Genomic DNA, 15,152 nt, shown 5'->3' with positions numbered 1-15,152 from the left:
CCGTCCAGCCGATGCCAGCGGAAACGCCGCCCCCGACCGACCTTCCGCCCACGATCCACGCGCCGATCGCGCCCGCGCCCGAATTGCGGCCCGAGGCACCCTATGCGCGCGACGAACTGCTGCACGAGCTGTTCGACGCGACCATGCGCGACCATCCCCAGGCCGTCGCGTTGAAGCTGATCGGCGCGGACGAGGAATATGGCCGGGCCACGCAATGGACCTATGACATGCTGGCCCGGCGCAGCCTGTCGCTGGCGCATCGGTTGCGCGGCATGGGCATCGGCAAGGGCGACCGGGTGGTGCTGTGCCTGCCGCGCGGGCTGGACCAGTATATGGCGATCCTGGGCGTGCTGCGCGCCGGGGCCGCCTATGTGCCGGTCGACTGGGGCTATCCGCAGGACCGGATCGCCTTCATCGTCGAGGATAGCGGTGCGGCGCTGACCATCACGGTCGCCGCGCGCGCGGGCGAGATCGGCGGGCGGACGCTGGCGATCGATGCGGAGCTGGGCGACCTGGCCGCCGAGCCGCCCGTGCCGCTGCCGCGCGACGTGACGGGCGCCGACCCGCAGGACCTGGCCTATATCATCTACACCTCCGGCACGACCGGGCGGCCCAAGGGGGTGATGATCACCCATGCCAATGCCTGCCACCTGGTCCGTTCCGAAAGCGCGATCCTGGCGCTGGACCCGGCCGATATCGTGTTCGGCGGGTTCAGCCTGGCGTTCGACATGTCGGTCGAGACGATGTGGAGCGCCTTCTTCGTCGGCGCGACGTTGCTGGTCGCGACCGAATCGCTGGCGAGCAGCGGCCCGGACGTGGCGATCGCGCTGGCGGCGGAGCGGACGACGATCTGGCATGTCGTCCCCTCGCTGATCGCGCTGGTCGAACATCCGGTGCCGACGCTCCGCCTGATCAACATGGGCGGCGAGGCCTGCCCGCCCGACCTGCCGCGCCGGCTGGCGCGTCCGGGCCTGCGGCTGCTCAACACCTATGGCCCGACCGAGACCTCGGTGACCGCGACCTGGACCGAGGTGCAGCCGGGCCAGCGCATCACCATCGGCAAGCCGCTGCCCGGCTATACCGCCTGGATCGTCGACGCGGCGTTGCAGCCGGTCGAGGCGGGGCAGGAGGGCGAGCTAGTGATCGGCGGCCCCGGCGTCGGCGTCGGCTATGTCAACCGGCCCGACCTGACCGCCGAGAAGTTCACGATGACGCCGTTCGACACCGTGTCGGGCGGGCCGGAGCGGATCTATCGATCGGGCGACCTCGTCCGGCTGGACGCGGCGGGCGATATCGATTTCGTCGGGCGGATCGACACGCAGGTGAAGATCCGCGGCTTCCGCGTCGAACTCGCCGAGATCGAGGCGGTGATCGGCGAGGCGCCGGGCGTGGCGCAGGCGGTCGTGCATCTGTTCAACGATGCGGACGGCGCGGAATTCCTGGCCGCCTTCATCGTCGCGCGCGGCGGCGAGACGGTCGATGTCGCGGACGTCAGGGCGCGGGTCACCGAACGCCTGCCCAACTATATGCGCCCGGCCGCCTATCAGATGATGGCCGCGCTGCCGACGCTGCCCGCCTCGGGCAAGGTTGACCGCAAGGCGCTGGTCAAGCCGGAGATCACGATCGACACCGGCCGCCCGGTCGAGCCGCCGGCGACGCCGATGGAGGCGACGCTCCACCGCATCTGGGCCGAGGCGTTCGCGCCGCAGCCCGTCTCCGTGCTGGACGATCTGTTCGAGGATCTGGGCGGCCATTCGCTCAAGGCGGCGCGGCTCGTCTCGGCGGCGCGCAAGGTGCCGGGGCTGGAGGGCCTGTCGCTGGAGGATGTCTATGCCGCGCCCTCCATCCGCGCGCTGGCGGAGCGGATCGGCGGCGCGGCGCCGATCGCGCTGCTGACGGAGGACAGCTTCCACCGCGTGCCGGAATGGAAGCGCTGGCTGTGCGTCGCGGCGCAGACGCTGGCGCTGATCCCGATCTACACGCTGGCGGGCCTGCAATGGTTCACGCCCTATATCGCCTATACGCATTTGGCCGCGCGGATGAGCCGCATCGATGCGCTGATCCTGAGCGCGCTGTTCTTCACCGTCGTGCCGGTCGCGTCCATGTTCCTGTCGATCGCGGCGAAATGGCTGATCGTCGGGCGGTTCAAGGCGGGTGATTACCCGCTTTGGGGCAGCTATTATTTCCGCTGGTGGCTGGTGCGCCGGATCATCGCGGTGACCGCCACCCCCTATATCGCCGGTACGCCGATGATCCGGGGCTATTACCGGATGTTGGGGGCCAGGATCGGCAAGCGCGCCTATCTGGGCACCGGGGTGATCGACACCGCCGACCTGTTCGCCTGCGGCGACGATTCGATCGTCAGCGACCAGGCGGTGATGGCGACCAGTTCGGTTGAGCGCGGGCTGCTGCAGCTGGGCCGGGTGACGCTCGGCGACCGGGTGTTCGTCGGGTCGCAGGCGGTGGTCGGGCGCGAAGCACGGCTGGAGGATGATGCGATCCTCGACGACATGTCGGCCCTGCCGGCGGAGATGGTGGTGCCGGCGCGCCAGCGCTGGACCGGATCGCCCGCCCGCTTCGCCGCGATGGTCGAGCCGGGCGCGGTGGCGGGCAAGACCGGCGGGCTGGGGCCGTCGCTCGGCCTGTTGCTGGGGGCGCTGCTGCTGCCGATCCTCGCCATCCTGCCGATCGCGCCGGGGCTGATCGCGCTGATCGAGCTCGACTGGGCGACGACCGGCTATGCCTATGTCCTCGTCTCGCCGCTGCTCGCCGTCACCTATGTCGTGATGATGTGCGTGCTGACCGTGCTGGCCAAGCGGCTGATCCTGGGGCGGGTGTCGCCGGGCGTCTACCGCCTGGAGAGCTGGTTCTACGTCCGCTACTGGATGGTCAAGCAGATCAACGACCTGGCGCTGCGCTTGCTGCACCCGATCTTTGCGACCCTCTATGTCATCCCCTGGTACCGGGCGCTGGGCGTGAAGGTCGGCCGGCGGGCGGAGATCTCGACCGCCAGCGCGATCGTCCCCGACCTGGTCGAGATCGGGCCGGAAAGCTTCATCGCCGATTCGGTCATCTTCGGCGCGGCGAAGATCGGGCACGGCACGATCGAACTGGCGCATACCAAGATCGGCCGGCGCAGCTTCATCGGCAATTCGGCACTGTTGCCGAGCGGCGCGCAGATCGGCGACGAGGTGCTGATCGGCGTCCTGTCCAAGCCGCCGGAAGATCCGGCGCTGGCGCTGGAACAGGGCAGCACCTGGTTCGGCTCGCCCGCCTTCAAGCTGCCGGTGCGCCAGGTCGCGACGATGTTCGACGAGGGGGCGCGCTTCAATCCGTCGCGCGGGCTGATCGCCACCCGCCTGTCGATCGAGGCGATCCGCACCACCCTGTCGCTCACCGCCTTCCTGGTGTTCTTCAGCCTGTTGCTCTCGGTCGTCGGTGACCTGGACGATCTGGAGCGGGGCGGGCTGGTGATCGTGTCCACCTTCCCCTTCCTCTACATGGCGTTCTGCCTCGCCTGCGGGGCGTTCGTGCTGGCGCTCAAATGGCTGGTGGTGGGCCGCTACACCGCGACCACCGCGCCCCTGTGGAGCACCTTCGTCTGGCGGACCGAGCTGGTCACCGCGACCTATGAGAATCTGGCGGTCGCCAACCTGCTGGAACCGTTGCGGGGGACGCCGTGGATCGGCCTCTATCTCCGCCTGATGGGCGCGAAGATCGGCAAGCGCTGCTATATCGACACCACCGACCTGACCGAGCACGACCTGGTCACGATCGGCGACGATGTCGCGCTCAACGACTATGCCGGCCTCCAGACGCATCTGTTCGAGGATCGGGTGATGAAGGTCGGCGCGATCACGGTCGGCGATCGCGCGACGATCGGCTCGCTCGCCATCGTCCTTTATGACGCGGAAGTCGGCGCCGACGCGCAGCTCGGCGACCTGTCGGTGGTGATGAAGGGCGAGTCGCTGCCCGACGGCACCAATTGGGAGGGCAGCCCGGCGCGGATCGTCACCGGGGGCGCATGACACCGATCTGGCATGACGGCCCGCTCGACGGACTGGACTGGGACCGCGCCTCGCCGGTCGCGTGGCGGGTCGCCGATCCGGGGCGGGGGCGACGCCAGCCCCTGGTCGCGGCGCTGCTCGCCCGGCTGACGGGCGAGGCGGCGGCGGCCGTCCACCTCGCCCGCGATGCGGCGGGTGCGCCCTATGTCGCGCATCCGCCGGGCTGGCATATCGGCCTGTCGGGGCGGGGCGACCATGGCCTGATCGGCGCGGCGCGACAGCCGATCGCGGTCGATCGCGAACTGGTCGACGATGCGCCGCCGCTCTGGGACATGCTGACGGAACGGGAGGCGCACGACCTGCGCCGGATCCCCGCCGCCGGACAACCGCGCGCGTGGCTGCGCCGCTGGACGATCAAGGAGGCGCATGCCAAGCTGGTCGGCACCCCCCGCCGCCTCGCGCCGGAGGCGATCGACACGCGGCTGATCGATGCCACCCGCGCCACGGCGCACTGCGAGGGGCGCTCCGACTGCTGGACGCGCGACACCGGCGACGCGATCGAGACCCTCGCCTGCTGGAGCGCCGCATGACTGACCTCGATGTCCGCCCCTATGCCGACACCGATCGCGCTGCGGTGCTGGCGATCTTCGACGGCAATGCCGACGATTATTTCGGGGCGGGCGACCGCGCCTGGCTGGAGGAGACGCTGGACGAGCCGGACGGCCCTGCCTTCGTCGTCACGGTGGGCGGCGTCGCGGCGGCGTTCGGCGGCTATGAGGTCTGGGACCATTATAACAAGGCGCTGCTATATTGGGGCATGGCGGCGCGCCGCTATCATGGTTGCGGCCTCGGCCGGCTGCTGCTGTTCGAGCGGTTGCGGCACGTCGCGACCCGCGCCGACCCGCCGACCCGCTATGTCACCGTCGATACCTCGCCCCAGGTCGCGCCCTTCTTCCGCCGCTGCGGGTTCCAGGAGACGGCGGTGTGGCCGCAGGGCTATCGCTCGGGCATGACGATGCACGAGCTCCGCTTCGATCTCGCCGCCACGTCGCCCGCCGCCTTGACGATGCAGCGCGACGCGGCGCTGGCGGCGGCGCGGGACGCGGTCGGGCGGCTTTAACGTCCCGGCGCCGGCCGCGCGACCAGCGGCGCGAGGCGGGCGCGGAGCAGGCGTTCGAAGCGCGGCAATGGGCAGAGCGTGGCGCAGCCCTTCACCGTCAGCGGCGTCACCGTCACCTCGGGCGACAGCGTGCGCAGGGCGTCCAGCGGCTGCGCCTGATAGGCGGCGCGGACATAGAGCGCGCCCGATCGCGGGTCGCGATACCGCTCCAGCAGGATCGCGCCGCCGGGGGCGACGTCGTTCAGCGCATAGCCGGGCGCGGCGAGATCGACGCCGAGCGCCGCACCCAGCGCGGTGACGTTGGTGTCGTGGCCGACCAGCAGGTCGAGCGCGGGCCCGTCCTTCCGCGTCAGCGCGCCGAGCATATGGTCGCCCAGCGCCGAGGCCTGATGCGCGGCCATATAGGGGGAGCGGGTGAACACGTCGAACAGGGCGGCGTGCAGCCTGCCCAGCCGCGCGATCGTCGCGGCGTCGGCGCGGCCCCAGCCGACCTGGGACGCCGGCATCCCCTCGGCATATTGCAGCAGCAGCACCTGCGCGATGCCCGACGTGCTGCGGATCGGTCCCGACAGGTCGATGCCGCGCCCGTCCGCCGAGGGGCGAAGCGCGGGCGCCCCGCCGCCGGTGCAGCCCCGCGGATCGCCGCAATCCAGCACCCGGTCGAGCAGCCGGATATCGGGGTGATGGCGATCGGCGAGCGCCGCCATGCCGCCGGTATAGCGGTCGATCGCGGCGACGGCGGCGCGCGCGTCGAAGGCGGTGGCGCCGGCGCGCAGCGGCTCGAACAGCGGGTCCGCCTGATCCTCCGCCAGGTGATCGACCATGATCGGGCAACCGGGCGCGAGGCCGGCGGCATAGGCCTCGCCGCTCTGGATGGTGCGGATCGCGGTGTTGCTGTGGATTCGCACCATGCCGCCGCGCGGACAGCCGGTGGCGGGCACCAGCCCGGCCTGGACCCAGCGGCGGCGGTCGAACGCGCCGAGCAGCGTCATCGCCTGCGCGCCATGCGGCGTCACCCGGCTCTCGGGTAGCGGCCAGCGCGGCCAGGGTGCAGCGCTTTTTGTGTCGGCGGGCACCTCGCCGTCGAGCGGCACGCGGACGCCGTGGCGCATCAGCACCACCGCCCGGTCGAGGACCAGGCCGGTGCGCACGGGCGCGGCCATGACGGGGGGCGACAAGCCGGCGAGGGCGGCGAGCAGGAGCGGCAGGCGACGGAGCAAGCGGGGCATGGCGCGGCCGTTACCCAGCGGATCGGACAGTTTCGTGACGCCCTATAGCGGGCGGAACATCACCAGCGCGTCGACCTCCACGCCGTCTGGCCGGCGGAACGCGCCCGGCACCGTGCCGACGGTCGCGAAGCCGAGCGCCTGCCACAGCCGCACCGCGCGCGTGTTGCTGCTGACCACGAAGTTGAACTGCATCGCCCGGAATCCCATCGCTCGGGCCTGGACCAGCGAATGCTCCGCCATCGCCCGGCCCACGCCCTGTCCGCCGGCATCGGTGGCGGTCATATAGCCGGCATTGGCGACATGCGCGCCGCCGCCCGCCTGGTTGGCGCGCAGATAATAGGTGCCGAGGATACGCCCCGCGCGCTCCGCGACGAAGCCGGTCTTGTCCGGGCCCGACCAATAGGCCAGCGCCGCCGCCTCGCTCATTCCCGGATCGAGCGCATAGGTGTCGCCCGCGCGGATCACCGGCATCAGGATGGCGGGCAGCGCGGCGTGATCCTGCGGCCGCAGCGGGCGGATGCGGAGCGGCGCGTCGTCGGTCATTTCAACACCATCGGCAGGCCGGCGACGACCAGTTCGACCCGGTCGGCGGCGGCGGCGACGCGCTGGTTGACGAGGCCCGCCAGGTCGCGGAACCGGCGCGCCAGCGCATTGTCGGGGACGATGCCCCAGCCGACCTCGTTCGACACCAGCACCACGCGCCCATGGGCCGAGGCCAGCGCGGTGCACAGCGCGTCCAGCGCCGGGTCGAGCGGCCGGTCGGCGAGCAGCAGGTTGGAGGTCCAGAGCGTCAGGCAATCGACCAAGAGCAGCGCGTCCGGCGCATCGGCGCGGGTGATCGCGGCGGCGAGATCGAGCGGCGCCTCCACCGTCTGCCAGCGTCCGTCGCGATCGGCGCGGTGCCGGTCGATCCGGTCGCGCATCTCCGCGTCGAAGGCCTGGGCGGTGGCGATGAAGACACGCCGCCCGGCCTCCGCCGCCTCGGCCAGCGCCTGCGCGCGCCGGCTCTTGCCCGATCGTGCGCCGCCCAGCACCAGGGTCACGCGCTCCGTCATCCCGCCATTCCCGTCTCTGCCCCTGCCTTCTACAAAGCCTCGCCTTGGCCGTCATGGCCGGCTAGACCGGGCGCGACAAGCGATGAGGGGGCATATGAACAAGCATTGGCCGTGGATCATCCTGGGGCTGGTCGGTGCGGCCTGCCTGGCCGTGGTGGCATCCGCCCGGGGCGAGCAGATCAACGCCTTGTGGATCGTTGCGGCGGCCCTGTCGGTCTATCTGATCGCCTATCGCTATTATGCCAAGTTCATCGCCGGCCGCGTGTTCGGCATTAATCCGGCGCGCGCGACCCCGGCGGTGCGCCGCGCCGACGGGCTGGATTATGTCGCGACCGACCGGCGCGTGCTGTTCGGCCATCATTTCGCGGCGATCGCGGGGGCGGGGCCGCTGGTCGGGCCGGTGCTGGCGGCGCAGATGGGTTATCTGCCCGGCACCCTATGGATCCTGGCGGGCGTGGTGCTGGCCGGCGCAGTGCAGGATTTCGCCGTGCTGTTCATCTCGATGCGCCGCGACGGCCGGTCGCTGGGCGAACTGATCCGCATGGAGATGGGCGCGGTGGCCGGCACGATCGCGCTGACCGGCGCGTTCATGATCATGGTCATCATCCTGGCGGTGCTGGCGCTGATCGTGGTGCGCGCGCTGGCCGAAAGCCCTTGGGGTATGGTGACGGTGGCGGCGACGGTGCCGCTGGCGATGCTGATGGGCGCCTATACCCGCTGGGTCCGCCCCGGCGCGATCGGCGAGGTGTCGCTGCTCGGCTTTGTCGGGCTGATCGGTGCGATCTTCGCCGGGCAATGGGTGTCGCTGCATCCCGTCCTCGCGCCGATGTTCACCTTCACGCCGGTCCAGCTCTGCTTCATCCTGATCGTCTATGGCGCGGTCGCCTCGGTGCTGCCGGTCTGGCTGCTGCTGGCCCCGCGCGACTATCTGTCGACCTTCCTGAAGATCGGGGCGATCGCCGCGCTGGCGATCGGCATCGTGATCATGGCGCCGCCGCTCCGCATGCCGGCGCTCACCGCCTTCGCCACGACGGGCGCGGGGCCGGTCTGGGCGGGGCCGCTTTTCCCCTTCCTGTTCATCACCATCGCCTGCGGCGCGGTGTCGGGCTTCCACGCGCTGATCGCCAGCGGCACCACGCCCAAGCTGATCGCCAGCGAGGCGGACGCGCCGTTCATCGGCTATGGCGCGATGCTGATGGAAAGCGCGGTGGCGATCATGGCGCTGGTCGCGGCGTCGATCCTCGACCCCGGCGTCTATTTCGCGATGAACGCGCCGGCCGCGCTGCTCGGCACCGATCCCGCCAGCGCGGCGGCGGCGGTGACCGCGATGGGCTATCCGGTCTCCGCCGCCACGCTGGCGCAGACCGCGCGCGACGTGGGCGAGGCGACGATCATCAGCCGCACCGGCGGCGCGCCGACGCTGGCGGTGGCGATGGCGGAGATCTTCAGCCACGCGGTCGGCGGCGCGGCGATGAAGGCCTTCTGGTATCACTTCGCCATCCTGTTCGAGGCGCTGTTCATCCTGACCGCGGTCGATGCCGGCACCCGCGCCGGCCGCTTCATGCTCCAGGACCTGATCGGCCTGGCCAGCCCGCGCTTCCGGGAGGGGAAGGGCGCGTCCGGGCTGGTCGCGACCGCCTTGTGCGTCGCGGCCTGGGGCTTCTTCCTCTATCAGGGCGTCACCGATCCGCTGGGTGGGGTGAACACGCTCTGGCCGCTGTTCGGCATCTCCAACCAGATGCTGGCGGCGGTCGCGCTGATGCTGGCGACGGTCGTGCTGTTCCGCATGAAGCGCGAGCGGTTCGCCTGGGTGACGATGGTGCCGGCGGCCTGGCTGCTGCTGTGCACCGGCACCGCCGGGCTGATGAAGCTGTTCCACCCCGATCCGAAGATCGGCTTCCTCGCCCATGCCGCGCGCTTCGCGGCGGCGGCGGCGCGGGGCGAGGTGCTGGCGCCCGCCAAGTCGCTCCAGGACATGCAGCGGATCGTGATGAACGACCGGATCGATGCCGGGCTGTGCGCGCTGTTCCTGGCGGTGGTGGCGGCGATCCTGGTCTTCGCGGTCCGGACCTGCCTTGCCGCCCGCGCGCTGCCCCGGCCGAGCGCGACCGAGGTGCCGCCGGCGATGACGCTGGCGGCGGCGGAATGAAGCGGGTGTTCGCCCGGCTGGCGCAGATGGCGCGGCTGATGGTCGGGATGCCCGATTACGACGCCTATTGCCGGCACATGGCCGCGCATCATCCCGATCGGCCGCCGATGACCCGCGCCGCCTTCTTCCGCGACCGGCAGCAGGCGCGTTACGGCAGCGGCGGCGGGCGCTGCTGCTGAGCCGATCGCGCCTGGTCGAAGATGCGGGCGAAGCCATCCGCATCCATCGCGCCGGTGACGATCAGCGGGCCGACCAGATAGGCGGGGGTGCCTTGCAGCCCCAGCGTCGCGGCGGCGCGGGCATTGGTGTCGAGCCGGGCGTCGATCGACAGGCGCTGTCGCTCCAGGTCGTCGCGCAACCGATTCCACTCGCCCCCCGCGGCCGTGACGGCGTCGCGCAACACGGCATCGGTCAATGCGCGGGGCTCCGCCATCAGCGCGCGGTGGACGGCCGGATAGAGCGACCCCGATGCCAAGGCGACCCGTGCCGCGCGGCGTGAGACGTCGCCGAAGATCGGCCAGTCGCGATAGACCAGCCGGACCCGGCCATCGGCCGCGACCGCCCGGTGCATCGCCGGATCGGCGCGCCGGCAGGCCGGGCAGCGATAGTCGGTGAAGACCTGCATCACCAGGTCGGCGCTCACCGGGCCGATGGACGGGGTGGCACGGTCGTCCAGAATCGCCTGCACCGCCGGATCGTCGCCGGCTTGCCGCGCCTCCTCGGGCGGGTGGGCGATCAGCTTCCCCACGGTCCAGCCGCCCGCGACCATCCCGATGAGCAGCATCAGGTCGCGGCGGGCGATCACGCCGGGCATGGCGTTGCCACGGTCGATGGAAGGGCGATGGAAGACCGGTTCGCGTAGCGGCGCGGAGCAGGCAGAGGCTGTCTCGGTCCCGGCGGTCGCCCCGCGCCTCCGCGTGCAGAGATCGGCCCCGTCATCCGCCTGGCAGGACGCCGTCCGCCCTCATTCGTCGATCCCGAAATTCAGGCCCCGCGAGACGCTGGGGTCGACGACGGCGAGCAGCAGATAGGCGCCGAACTGCTTGGCGCGCTGCCACCAGCCGGTCGCGGCCTTGTACCCGTCCAGCGTGACCTCGTTCGACTCGGCGATCTCGCCATCGACATAGGTGCGGACATGGTCGGCAAAGGCGCGGTCCTCGATCCGCAGCATCAGCTCCAGGTTGATGAACAGGCTGCGCATGTCGAAATTGGCCGAGCCGATATGGACGGCGTCGTCGATCACATAGAGCTTGGTGTGCAGCTTGGTCGGCGCATATTCGAACAGTTGCACGCCGCGGCGGAGCAGACCGGCATAGGAGAAGCGTGCCGCCGCGATCGTGGCGTTGTTGTCGGACCGGGCGGCTGTGACGACGCGGACGCGGTGGCTGTCGCGGCCGGCACGCTCGATCCGGCGCAGGAGCAGCGGGCTGGGCAGGAAATAGCCGGCGATCATGTCGATGCACCGCCCCCGCGCCATGTCGTCGCGCACCGTCCGCGCCCAGGGGGACAATTTGCGCGTCGGCCCGCCGATCAGCCAGCGCAGCGCGCCCTGCGTCTCGCTATAGCGGGCCAGGATCTTGTTGAGCGGGCGGACGCGCAGCTTGGGGTGTTTGGTCGCCTGGTGCAGCGCGTCGAAATAGTCGCCCATCCGCGCCGCCGCCGGCCCCTCGACCAGCAGGCCCAGGTCGCGCCAGGCCTGTTCGGCGACGGTGCCGAAATAATCATCCTCGACATTGAAGCCGCCGATGATGATCCGCGCCTGCTCGGGTGTCTCCGCATCGGCGAGCGCCAGCTTCTGGTGGTTGCGCAGCAGATAGCGCCGGCCGAAGCGCGGCGCGAAGCGGCAGAGGTCGATCCCCGCCTCGCTGAGCGGCGCGAAGAAGTCGTCGGGCGTGTCGTCGCTGCCGAACCCGTCGATCAGCAAGGCGACCGAGACCCCGCGCCGGGCGGCGGCGATCAGCGCGTCGTTCACCCGCCGCCCCGCGCCGTCATCGGCATAGATATAATAGAGGACGCGCAGCGAGCGGCGCGCCGAGTCGATCAGCTCGACCAGCGCGTCCAGCCGGCGCGGGCCGGTGTCGAGCAGGGTCAGGCGGTTGCCGTCGACGGTGAAGACCGGTTGTTCGGGCCGCGCCGTGGGTGGCGTCACCGGAATGCGAGCGGCGGCGCGCGGGCGATCGGCCAAAGGGGCGATGGCGAGCGTCATGATGATGTTCTACGCATCAGCGCCCCGGTCGATCCGGGACCGTCATGATTTCGGGCGCTCGGCCGTGGGTGGCGGTTTACCTTGACTTTTCGGCGGCCGGCGGATAGCCGCTCACGCTTCTCCTGATTCCGGTTTCCGAAGGACACGGCATGGCACGCGTCACCGTCGAGGATTGCGTCGACAAGATTCCCAACCGTTTCGATCTGGTGCTGTTCGCCGCCCAGCGCGCGCGGCAGATTTCGGGCGGCGCGGAGCTGACGCTCGACCGCGATCGCGACAAGAACCCGGTCGTCGCGCTGCGCGAGATCGCCGAGGAAACGGTCCGTCCCGACAATCTCGAAGAGTCGGTGGTCAACAGCCTGCAGAAGGTGCGGATCGACGACGAGGACGAGGCGGACGAGATCGGCAGCCTGGCCGCATCGGCGGAGGCGCTGCGCCTCACCGCCGCCGCGCCGCCGCGCAACCAGAATCTGGGCGCCGATTACGACGGCTGATCGCCGGATATAGGCTTCCCATCGGACAAGGGGCTGCGACGGCGACGTCGCGGCCCTTTTTCGTTGGCCGAACAGATCGTCGGAAAGTCGCGACAGCCTCTCGCGACGGCGAAGACCTGCGCCGGGTCCATAAGGCGTTGCCTTGCTGGGCTCTAGGCTCCTGCCTTCGCAGGAGCACCAGCCTGTCCGGCTTGGTTGCCGAGCTCCTCCGACCTGGCCGCCAAGCCGGCCAATCACCACCACAAAGCGGTAACGTAAACCGCTTTTCCACCATTTCCGATGCGTCAGCGCGCGCACGCCATTGCACTCGGCCGGCATTGGCCGGCATTGATCCGTTATGGATGCTGATCGATTCGCGCGGCTTGCCCCGAGACATCGCGAATGTCTGCGACTGGTGCGCCAGCTTAAAAGCTCGAAGCAGATCGCGGCAGAGCTCGGCATCGCGCCGGGCACCGTTGACGGCTATCTGACCGAGGCGGCGGAGATCATCGGCGTGCGCGGCCGCGCCGCCGCCGCCAATGCCCTGGCCGAGCATGAATCCGCCCTGCCCCAGGGCGACATGCTGGCCGTTCCGTCCCGCAATCCACCCCCTGAAAATCCGGGGGTGGAAACCGCCGGGGTGGTGGAAGCCCCGGTTTCCCTCGCATTTCCGGTCTCGCCGGACAGGGCGGACCCCGTCGCTCCAGCGCCATCCCCGACCGGGGCGGCGCCGGTATCGGGGTTCCGCCTGCCGCTCCGGCGACAGGGGGAAGTCGGCAATGACCTGAGCATGGGCCAGCGACTCCTGTGGATACCGGCTCTGGCCCTCGCCTCGGTGGTGGGGTTCGGCACGCTGGTGACCGCACTCGAAACGCTGACCGGGCTACTCGGACGAGTCTGGAAGCTACCCACATAGTCCGGACAGGGGCGCTCCCTTTGGGGGCGGACGCATGGATGACCCAGATGCTGCACACCATTCCGACCGAAGCCGTGGCGATGCCCGCCGCCGAGGAACTGGCCAATACGCTGCGCGCCTTCGAACAGGCGATCGACGACAGCTTCGCGCTGGGCGGCCGTCTCGCCACCTTGCTCCCCGCTGCCCGGACCGAGGCGCGTCTGTCCGCCGTGGTCGGGCAGGGCGTGTTCGACCGCGTCTGCCAGGCGCTGACCGCGATGGGCGAGGCGCGCGGCCATGCCGTCGCCAGCCATCGCCTGCTTGACAAGATTAACCAGCAGGTTGGCTATGTCGTCGCCTATGGCGATGAGCAGCCGAAGCCGGGCGACGACAATTACGGCCGCAGCAGCGCCAGCATCGTGTCCATCCGCGACGCGGCCTGATCGCAACGCTGACGGCCGGTTCACCGGATCCACCCCGCCATGGCCCCGCACATCCTGATCTTCAACATCGTCCAGATCCTGGTGTGCGGCTATGCCTGGTGGCGGGGCGGCCAGCCCGAGCGGGTGGTCGCGCTGCTGCTGATGGCGGCGGGGTTGGGGACGCTGCTGATGCCGACCGTGCCGCGCGGGTTCGACCAGCTCCATTGGCGGATCCTGGCGATCGACGTGGCGCTGCTCGCGGCGCTGGGCGTGGTGGCGCTGCGGGCGGCGCGGTTCTGGCCGCTCTGGCTGGCGGCGATGCACCTGATCGCGATCGCGGTGCATTTCGCCAAGGCCTATCAACCGTTCCTGCTGCCCTGGATCTATGCCGTCGCGGTCGGCCAGCTCGCCTATGCGATGCTCGCCCTGCTGCTGGTCGGCACGATCCGCCACCAGCATCGCCGCCACGCGGCGGGCGCCGACCCCGACTGGTCGGCCTGACCAACAATCGAGACAGACCGTGAAGAACCACATCCGCCTGGTCCGCTGGCCGGACTCCGATCGTGCCCAATGGCAGGACTGGCTGCTCGCCGCGCAGGTCGCGGTCGGCCCCCGGACCGAGGCACCGGTGCTGACCGCCGTTCCCGACCAGCCGGCCGAGCCCGTGCCCGTCGACGGCGCGGCCGAGCTGCCGACCCCGCCCGAACAGCCCAGCTATGTGGAACGGGCGGCGGCGCTCTATGAACAGCGCCGCCTGCGCCAGCGCCTGTTCGGCCATCCCGACGGGCTGTTCCAGGAACCGGCCTGGGACATGCTGCTCCATCTGTTCATCCAGCAGGAGCGGGGCGACCGCGTGCCGATCTCCAACCTGTCGAGCGCGTCCTGCGTGCCCCAGACCACGGCGCTGCGCTGGATCAAGGTGCTGGAGCGCGAGGGGCTGGCCCGGTGCTGGCAGAGCAAGAGCGATGCACGCGTCCGCTATGTCGAGCTGACGCCGCACGCCCAGGACGTCATGCTGCGTTACCTCGACCAGATCTGAGGCCCGATGCGACGCGGCCTTGCCGTGTCCGGCGGGGCGGGGCAGGGGGCGGCATGATCACCTTCCATCTCGCGCGCGCCGACAATGGCGTGATCGGCGTCGACGGGCGATTGCCCTGGCACCTGCCCGCCGACCTGAAGCGGTTCAAGGCGCAGACGCTGGGCCGGCCGATGATCATGGGGCGCAAGACCTTCGACAGCTTCCCCGCGCCGCTGCCCGGCCGGCGGCATATCGTGCTGACCCGCGACCGGGCCTGGTCGGCGGCGGGGGCGGAGGTCGCGCATGACCCGGCCGCCGCACTGGCGCTGGCGGGCGGCGATGCGGCGGTGATCGGCGGCGCGGAAATCTTCGCGCTGTTCACGCCCGACCGGATCGAGCTGACCGAGGTGCATGTCGATGCGGCGGGCGACACGCGGGTGCCGGACTTCGCCGGCTGGCGCGAGGTGGCGCGCGAGGATCATCCGGCGGCGGACGGTCGCCCCGCCTACAGCTTCGTCACGCTGCTGCCGCCGGGCGAATCGACCCTATCGCCAAGCCCGCGCGGCTAAGCTACAGCG

At 70.6% G+C, this 15,152-nt stretch carries 16 protein-coding genes; 11 read left to right on the top strand and 5 right to left on the bottom strand.

Annotated elements, in window-relative coordinates:
* Positions 1 to 11 precede the first annotated feature (11 nt).
* The 3 genes from QE452_RS15325 to QE452_RS15315 are packed head-to-tail and all read left to right on the top strand — an operon-like array spanning position 12 to position 5,127.
* The gene (locus QE452_RS15325) at positions 12 to 4,028 is read left to right on the top strand and encodes a Pls/PosA family non-ribosomal peptide synthetase (RefSeq protein ID WP_309730340.1); all 4,017 of its coding nucleotides are present in this window, start codon (positions 12 to 14) and stop codon (positions 4,026 to 4,028) included.
* On the top strand, positions 4,025 to 4,597 hold the full coding sequence (locus tag QE452_RS15320) for a 4'-phosphopantetheinyl transferase superfamily protein (RefSeq protein ID WP_309659385.1): 573 nt from the start codon (positions 4,025 to 4,027) through the stop codon (positions 4,595 to 4,597). The genes QE452_RS15325 and QE452_RS15320 overlap by 4 nt, the downstream gene beginning before the upstream one ends.
* Positions 4,594 to 5,127 carry a GNAT family N-acetyltransferase gene (locus tag QE452_RS15315; RefSeq protein ID WP_309659386.1) on the top strand — a complete coding sequence of 178 codons (534 nt, stop codon included), beginning with the start codon at positions 4,594 to 4,596 and terminating at the stop codon, positions 5,125 to 5,127. Before QE452_RS15320 ends, QE452_RS15315 begins: the two co-directional genes overlap by 4 nt.
* Here the strand turns inward: QE452_RS15315 and QE452_RS15310 are convergent.
* Genes QE452_RS15310 through cobU form a run of 3 tightly spaced genes read right to left on the bottom strand, consistent with a single transcriptional unit; the run spans position 5,124 to position 7,411 of the window.
* Entirely contained in the window at positions 5,124 to 6,356 is a 1,233-nt protein-coding gene (locus QE452_RS15310) for a histidine-type phosphatase (RefSeq protein WP_309659387.1), read from the bottom strand. The genes QE452_RS15315 and QE452_RS15310 overlap by 4 nt on opposite strands.
* Positions 6,357 to 6,398: 42 nt before the next feature.
* Positions 6,399 to 6,899 (bottom strand): GNAT family N-acetyltransferase, encoded by a 501-nt coding sequence (locus QE452_RS15305; RefSeq protein ID WP_309659388.1) that lies wholly within the window; start codon positions 6,897 to 6,899, stop codon positions 6,399 to 6,401.
* Complete coding sequence (gene cobU, locus QE452_RS15300) at positions 6,896 to 7,411, bottom strand: bifunctional adenosylcobinamide kinase/adenosylcobinamide-phosphate guanylyltransferase (RefSeq protein ID WP_309659389.1); 516 nt, start codon at positions 7,409 to 7,411, stop codon at positions 6,896 to 6,898. The genes QE452_RS15305 and cobU overlap by 4 nt, the downstream gene beginning before the upstream one ends.
* Positions 7,412 to 7,505: 94 nt before the next feature.
* Between cobU and QE452_RS15295 the strand changes: the two genes are divergently transcribed.
* Together QE452_RS15295 and QE452_RS15290 are read left to right on the top strand one after the other, a co-directional pair.
* Complete coding sequence (locus QE452_RS15295) at positions 7,506 to 9,560, top strand: carbon starvation CstA family protein (RefSeq protein ID WP_309659390.1); 2,055 nt, start codon at positions 7,506 to 7,508, stop codon at positions 9,558 to 9,560.
* Positions 9,557 to 9,739, top strand: coding sequence for a YbdD/YjiX family protein (locus QE452_RS15290; RefSeq protein ID WP_125994840.1), 183 nt, complete (start codon positions 9,557 to 9,559; stop codon positions 9,737 to 9,739). Before QE452_RS15295 ends, QE452_RS15290 begins: the two co-directional genes overlap by 4 nt.
* Here the strand turns inward: QE452_RS15290 and QE452_RS15285 are convergent.
* Complete coding sequence (locus QE452_RS15285; protein ID WP_309659391.1) at positions 9,709 to 10,374, bottom strand: DsbA family protein; 666 nt, start codon at positions 10,372 to 10,374, stop codon at positions 9,709 to 9,711. The two genes, QE452_RS15290 and QE452_RS15285, sit on opposite strands and share 31 nt — an antisense overlap.
* Positions 10,375 to 10,524: 150 nt before the next feature.
* On the bottom strand, positions 10,525 to 11,766 hold the full coding sequence (locus tag QE452_RS15280) for a phosphatidylserine/phosphatidylglycerophosphate/cardiolipin synthase family protein (protein ID WP_309659392.1): 1,242 nt from the start codon (positions 11,764 to 11,766) through the stop codon (positions 10,525 to 10,527).
* A gap of 149 nt (positions 11,767 to 11,915) precedes the next feature.
* Here QE452_RS15280 and rpoZ point away from each other — a divergent pair, with 149 nt between their 5' ends.
* From rpoZ to QE452_RS15250, 6 genes are all read left to right on the top strand, one after another.
* Complete coding sequence (gene rpoZ, locus QE452_RS15275) at positions 11,916 to 12,260, top strand: DNA-directed RNA polymerase subunit omega (RefSeq protein WP_184116931.1); 345 nt, start codon at positions 11,916 to 11,918, stop codon at positions 12,258 to 12,260.
* Positions 12,261 to 12,597: 337 nt separating this feature from the next.
* Positions 12,598 to 13,155: a helix-turn-helix transcriptional regulator gene (locus QE452_RS15270; RefSeq protein WP_309659393.1), complete on the top strand. Its 558-nt coding sequence runs from the start codon at positions 12,598 to 12,600 to the stop codon at positions 13,153 to 13,155.
* 38 nt (positions 13,156 to 13,193) lie between these two features.
* Positions 13,194 to 13,577: a hypothetical protein gene (locus QE452_RS15265; protein WP_241214903.1), complete on the top strand. Its 384-nt coding sequence runs from the start codon at positions 13,194 to 13,196 to the stop codon at positions 13,575 to 13,577.
* Between the two features lie 39 nt (positions 13,578 to 13,616).
* A complete protein-coding gene (locus QE452_RS15260; RefSeq protein WP_309659395.1) occupies positions 13,617 to 14,057 on the top strand; it encodes a hypothetical protein in 441 nt (146 codons plus the stop codon).
* Positions 14,058 to 14,076: 19 nt separating this feature from the next.
* Positions 14,077 to 14,595, top strand: coding sequence for a MarR family winged helix-turn-helix transcriptional regulator (locus QE452_RS15255; protein ID WP_309659396.1), 519 nt, complete (start codon positions 14,077 to 14,079; stop codon positions 14,593 to 14,595).
* A 53-nt stretch (positions 14,596 to 14,648) separates the two neighbouring features.
* Positions 14,649 to 15,143: a dihydrofolate reductase gene (locus tag QE452_RS15250; protein ID WP_309659397.1), complete on the top strand. Its 495-nt coding sequence runs from the start codon at positions 14,649 to 14,651 to the stop codon at positions 15,141 to 15,143.
* Positions 15,144 to 15,152: the final 9 nt, after the last annotated feature.

Origin of the sequence: Sphingomonas sp. SORGH_AS_0438, assembly GCF_031453475.1 — a bacterium.
In the GTDB taxonomy this organism is placed as follows: domain Bacteria; phylum Pseudomonadota; class Alphaproteobacteria; order Sphingomonadales; family Sphingomonadaceae; genus Sphingomonas.
The sequence above is the reverse complement of the archived record's forward strand: the minus strand, read 5'-3'. Positions and strand labels throughout refer to the sequence as shown.